This window comes from Streptomyces sp. NPDC060205 (assembly GCF_042728395.1).
Lineage (GTDB): Bacteria > Actinomycetota > Actinomycetes > Streptomycetales > Streptomycetaceae > Streptomyces.
This window is the reverse complement of sequence record NZ_JBHWZP010000503.1, coordinates 1-4,904: the sequence shown is the minus strand read 5'-3', so window position 1 is coordinate 4,904 and position 4,904 is coordinate 1. Positions and strand designations below refer to the sequence as shown.

The 4,904-nt window shown below is 72.6% G+C and carries 5 protein-coding genes; 3 read left to right on the top strand and 2 right to left on the bottom strand.

Annotation, left to right across the window (positions count from 1 at the left end):
* On the bottom strand, positions 1–203 hold a 203-nt coding region (locus ACFWGJ_RS41940; RefSeq protein ID WP_387334209.1), incomplete at its 3' end, for a hypothetical protein.
* On the opposite strand from ACFWGJ_RS41940, the gene cobA reads away from it, so the two are divergent.
* Complete coding sequence (gene cobA, locus ACFWGJ_RS41935) at positions 202–1,470, top strand: uroporphyrinogen-III C-methyltransferase (RefSeq protein WP_387334211.1); 1,269 nt, start codon at positions 202–204, stop codon at positions 1,468–1,470. The two genes, ACFWGJ_RS41940 and cobA, sit on opposite strands and share 2 nt — an antisense overlap.
* A 64-nt stretch (positions 1,471–1,534) precedes the next feature.
* Complete coding sequence (locus ACFWGJ_RS41930) at positions 1,535–2,353, top strand: TrmH family RNA methyltransferase (RefSeq protein WP_387334208.1); 819 nt, start codon at positions 1,535–1,537, stop codon at positions 2,351–2,353.
* A 308-nt stretch (positions 2,354–2,661) separates the two neighbouring features.
* On the opposite strand, the gene ACFWGJ_RS41925 is transcribed toward ACFWGJ_RS41930, so the two are convergent.
* A complete protein-coding gene (locus ACFWGJ_RS41925; RefSeq protein WP_387334210.1) occupies positions 2,662–4,068 on the bottom strand; it encodes a serine/threonine-protein kinase in 1,407 nt (468 codons plus the stop codon).
* A 196-nt stretch (positions 4,069–4,264) separates the two neighbouring features.
* Here ACFWGJ_RS41925 and ACFWGJ_RS41920 point away from each other — a divergent pair, with 196 nt between their 5' ends.
* Positions 4,265–4,531, top strand: a complete 267-nt coding sequence (locus ACFWGJ_RS41920) for a hypothetical protein (protein WP_387334207.1) — start codon at positions 4,265–4,267, stop codon at positions 4,529–4,531.
* Positions 4,532–4,904 lie beyond the last annotated feature (373 nt).

The window sequence follows — 4,904 nt, the reverse complement described above, 5'->3', positions numbered from 1 at the left end:
CCCGGGCGCACCGACTGGGAAGGGTTCTGGAGCGCCACCCGGGCCGCCGCGGCGGGGGGCATCACCACCCTGGTCGACATGCCGCTCAACTCGCTGCCGCCCACCACCACCCCGCCCCATAAAATCCGCACGTCAGGCCCGCTCCACCGCCGCAGCGCGCCACCCCGCACCACCCGCATGAGGAGCCGCACCTCCATGGCCATGGCCGAAAACCCCGCCTACCCCGTAGGCCTCCGCCTCGCCGGCCGCCGTGTCGTGGTCCTCGGCGGCGGCCAGGTCGCCCAGCGCCGCCTCCCGGCCCTCATCGCGGCGGGCGCGGACATCCAGCTCGTGTCCCCGTCCGCGACCCCCTCGGTCGAGGCGATGGCGGACGCCGGCGAACTGACCTGGACGAGGCGCCGGTACGAGTCGGGCGACCTCGCGGAATCCTGGTACGTCCTGATCGCCACCCCCGACTCCGCGGCGAACGCCGAGGCCTCCGCCGAGGCCGAGGCGCGCCGCGTGTGGTGCGTCCGCGCGGACGACGCCGACGAGGCCACCGCCTGGACCCCGGCGACGGGCCACAGCGAGGGCGTCACGGTGGCCGTCCTCACCACGGACGCCAAGGGCCGCGACCCCCGCCACACCGCGGCCATCCGTGACGCCGTGGTCGAGGGGCTGCGCGACGGCACCCTCGTGGCGCCCCACCATCGCACCCGTACGCCCGGTGTCTCCCTGGTCGGCGGCGGCCCCGGCGACCCGGACCTGATCACGGTCCGCGGCCGGCGCCTCCTCGCCGAGGCGGACGTGGTCATCGCCGACCGCCTCGGCCCGCGCGACCTGCTCGCCGAACTCCCGCCGCACGTCGAGGTGATCGACGCGGCGAAGATCCCGTACGGCCGTTTCATGGCCCAGGAGGCCATCAACAACGCGCTCATCGAGCACGCCCTGCAGGGCAAGTCGGTGGTCCGGCTCAAGGGCGGCGACCCCTTCGTGTTCGGCCGCGGCATGGAGGAGGCCCAGGCGCTGGCCGAGGCGGGGATCTCCTGCACGGTCGTGCCGGGCATCTCCAGTTCGATCTCCGTCCCGGGCGCGGCGGGCATCCCCGTCACCCACCGGGGGGTCGCCCACGAGTTCACGGTCGTGAGCGGTCATGTGGCCCCCGACGACGAGCGTTCCCTGGTCGACTGGGCGGCGCTCGCCAAGCTCCGCGGCACCCTGGTCGTCCTGATGGGCGTGGACAAGATCGGCGCGATCGCCCGTACTCTCATCGAGAACGGCAAGGCGCCCGGCACCCCCGTGGCGCTCGTCCAGGAGGGCACGACCGCGGCGCAGCGCCGGGTCGACGCGACCCTGGCGACGGTCGGCGAGACCGTCCGGGCCGAGGAGGTTCGGCCGCCGGCGGTCATCGTCATCGGGGAGGTCGTGACCGTGGGGGCGGACGGCTCGTTCGAGACGTCCGACGGGACCTCTGACAGGACCTCTGAGTAACCCCGGGTAACACAACCCGTTCCAAGCCGTTGGCACCGCACCCAGGACAAGGCAGTATCACCCTGTGGCCGATCTCATCACCGTTGAGGACCCAGCCGACCCGCGCCTGCGTGACTACACAGGCCTGACCGACGTGGAGCTGCGCCGCAAGCGCGAACCGGCCGAGGGCCTGTTCATCGCCGAGGGCGAGAAGGTCATCAGAAGGGCCAAGGACGCCGGCTACGAGATGCGCTCGATGCTGCTGTCCGCCAAGTGGGTCGACGTCATGCGCGACGTCATCGACGAACTCCCGGCGCCGGTGTACGCGGTCAGCCCCGACCTCGCCGAACAGGTCACCGGCTACCACGTGCACCGCGGCGCGCTCGCCTCCATGCAGCGCAAACCGCTGCCGACCCCCGACGAACTGCTCCGCACGGCCCGCCGGGTCGTCGTCATGGAGTCGGTCAACGACCACACCAACATCGGCGCGATCTTCCGCTCGGCCGCCGCCCTCGGCATGGACGCGGTCCTGCTCTCACCGGACTGCGCGGACCCGCTGTACCGGCGTTCGGTGAAGGTCTCCATGGGCGCGGTCTTCGCCGTGCCGTACGCGCGCCTGGACTCCTGGCCCAAGGGCCTCGACTCGGTCCGCGAGGCGGGCTTCGGCCTGCTCGCCCTCACCCCGGACGAAAAGGCCAAAACCCTCGACGAGGTGGCCCCGCACCGCATGAACCGCGTCGCCCTGATGCTCGGCGCGGAGGGCGACGGCCTCTCCACCCAGGCCCTGGTGGCAGCGGACGAATGGGTCCGCATCCCCATGGCCCACGGAGTCGACTCCCTGAACGTAGGAGCGGCAGCAGCGGTGGCGTTCTACGCGGTGGCAACAGGCAGACCGGCCCCATAACCCCCCCCGCAAGGGCCACGGCAAACGACGCGCCCACACCGAACGAACAACACTGCGGCACCTCTACGGCAGGGCCCGACGGCTGCGCCCCGCAGGGGGGCGCGGGGAACGGCGCGCTCAGCCACGACGCACCGGCAGCGAAAGAACCACGCCTGGCCACCCCCAAGGGGCGCGGGGAACGGCGCGCTCAGCCACAACGCACCGGCAGCGAACGAACAACGCCAGGCACCCCCAAGGGGCGCGGGGAACTGCGCGACAAGCCACAACGCACCCGCACCCGCACCCGCACCCGACGAACAGAACAGCCCCTACCCGCCCAGGCGAGGCCCGCCCGGCCAGTAAGCCTGTTCCTGCCACGCGCCCCCGCCCGAGGGACCACGCTCAAGCCCCCGAGCAGGCCCCTGACACCCCTGCGCCGCAGCAATGGCCAACGCCACGAGCAACGTCACCACCACAAAAACGAACAGCCGCTGCCGCAACAGCCGAGGGTTCGCGGGCCGCCGCCCGGTCCCGGTGGTCCGGGGCCCGGTCCGAGGCCCACCCCGCCCGGCCCCGCTCCGCGGCGCCCCGTTCCGCCCACCGTTCTGCCCGGCCCGGCTCCCGGCCTGCCCGGCCCTGCTGCTGGACTGCCCGGCCCTGCTGCCGGACCCGGACCCGGACCCGGCACCGGACCCCGCACCGGACCCGGAGCGAGGAGAGCCACCCCGCGAGGGCGCGGACGGACGCGCCCCCGACCGCGACGACGAACCCCCACGCCCCCCGGAAGACCCCTGCGTACGCCGCTGAGTCCGCTGCTCCGGATAGTCGCCGTATTCGTCGGCGAGCCGCCCGGTGGGCCGGTCGGCCTCCGCCGCACGGGGAGCGGGCGGCCGGGCCTCGCCCATGCCCTGCGCCTCACGCGCCGCGATCTCCTTGAGCCGCAACGACAACTGCAGTGTGCTGGGCCGCTCCTCCGGATCCTTCGCCAGACAGGCGCGTACGAGAGGGGCGAGCGCGTCGGGCACACCGTGCAGATGCGGCTCCTCGTGCACCACCCGGTACAGCATCACTTCGGAACTGCCGTGCCCGAAGGGCGAGTCCTGCGTCGCGGCGTACGCCAGCGTCGCGCCGAGCGCGAAGACATCCGTGGCCGGCGTGACCGCCGCCCCCCGCACCTGTTCCGGCGCGAGGAACCCGGGCGACCCCACGGCCGTACCCACGTGCGTCAGCGTGCTCGCCCCGGTCGCCCAGGCGATACCGAAGTCGATGATGCGCGGTCCCTTCGGGGACAGCAGGATGTTCGACGGCTTGAGGTCGCGATGGACGACACCGGCCTCGTGCACGGCGACGAGCCCCTCGGAGAGTGCGGCGCCGACGGCCGCGACCTCGGACGCGAAGAGCGGCCCGTCCTCGGCGACCTTGTCGTGCAGCGAGGGCCCGGGCACGTACTGCGTCGCGAACCAGGGCCGCTCGGCCTCCAGATCCGCCGCGACGAGCCGCGCGGTGCACCCGCCCCGGATCCGCCGCGCCGCCGACACCTCACGGGCGAAGCGCGACCGGAACTCCTGGTCCTCCGCGAGGTCGGGCCGGATCACCTTCAGGGCGACCCGCTGGCCACGCCGGTCGGAGCCCAGATAGACAACGCCCATCCCGCCCGCGCCGAGCCGTCGGTGAAGCCTGAACGAGCCGACGACACGCGGGTCCTCGCGCCTCAGGCGCATCATCGCCATGTCCATCCCCGCTGCCCGGTCCGTTTGACGAGCCACAGCTTACGTTTCCGCGGCCGGGTGCGCGCAGAGGCCGCGCCCTCGCGGCCCGACCGATTGTCAGTGCCGGGTGGGAAACTTGAAAGGTGGTCAGGGGCCGGGGGACTGCAGCGGCGTTGAGCTGCGCGGATTCCCAACCGTCGCGCGCAGAAGGGGGATTGGACCCGTGAAGGGTGATCGCGTGGAGATAGTGGTCGACGCGGGGGACACGACCCGTACGTACGAGGTGGTGGCCAGCCGGGCGGGCCGTCGGGTGGAGACGGCGGTCCGCAGAGGGGTGGTCGAAGTGAGCGAAGTCACCCGAAGTGGATCAGTCGTCCGTACGGCCCGCTTCATGGCCACCAGGGTGCTCGCACTGGTCGAACAACCGGTCCCGAGGGAGGACAGCTCGGAACAGACCGGACGCCCCCTCCGGGAAACCCCTGAGTCCTAGAACCTCTTCTCCACCCAGGGGAGTACTCCGCAGGTCACCGCTCATCCTCCGGGAGGCCCGGTAATAGGTACGAGGGCATGACGACCCGCACGCCCCTCCCGCCTAGATTTGTTGTCAAGCGGCGGGTGGCAGCACTCGTCCCCCGAGGTCAGACACCCGCCGCTGCCAGATATCGGACGTCGGGCCTCGTCGGAGGCCGGATACCGGAAGCTTTTCAACAGAACGGTCAGGAGAGGGACCATGGCTGACACGGCATCGCGGACCATGATCCGCGCACAGGGACGCAGGGCGTACACCGCCGCGTTCGGGCCCAGCCGGTCCGGGGGGGGGCCCCCCCCCCCGGGGGCCGGGCCGAGTGTAGACCCCGCCCCCC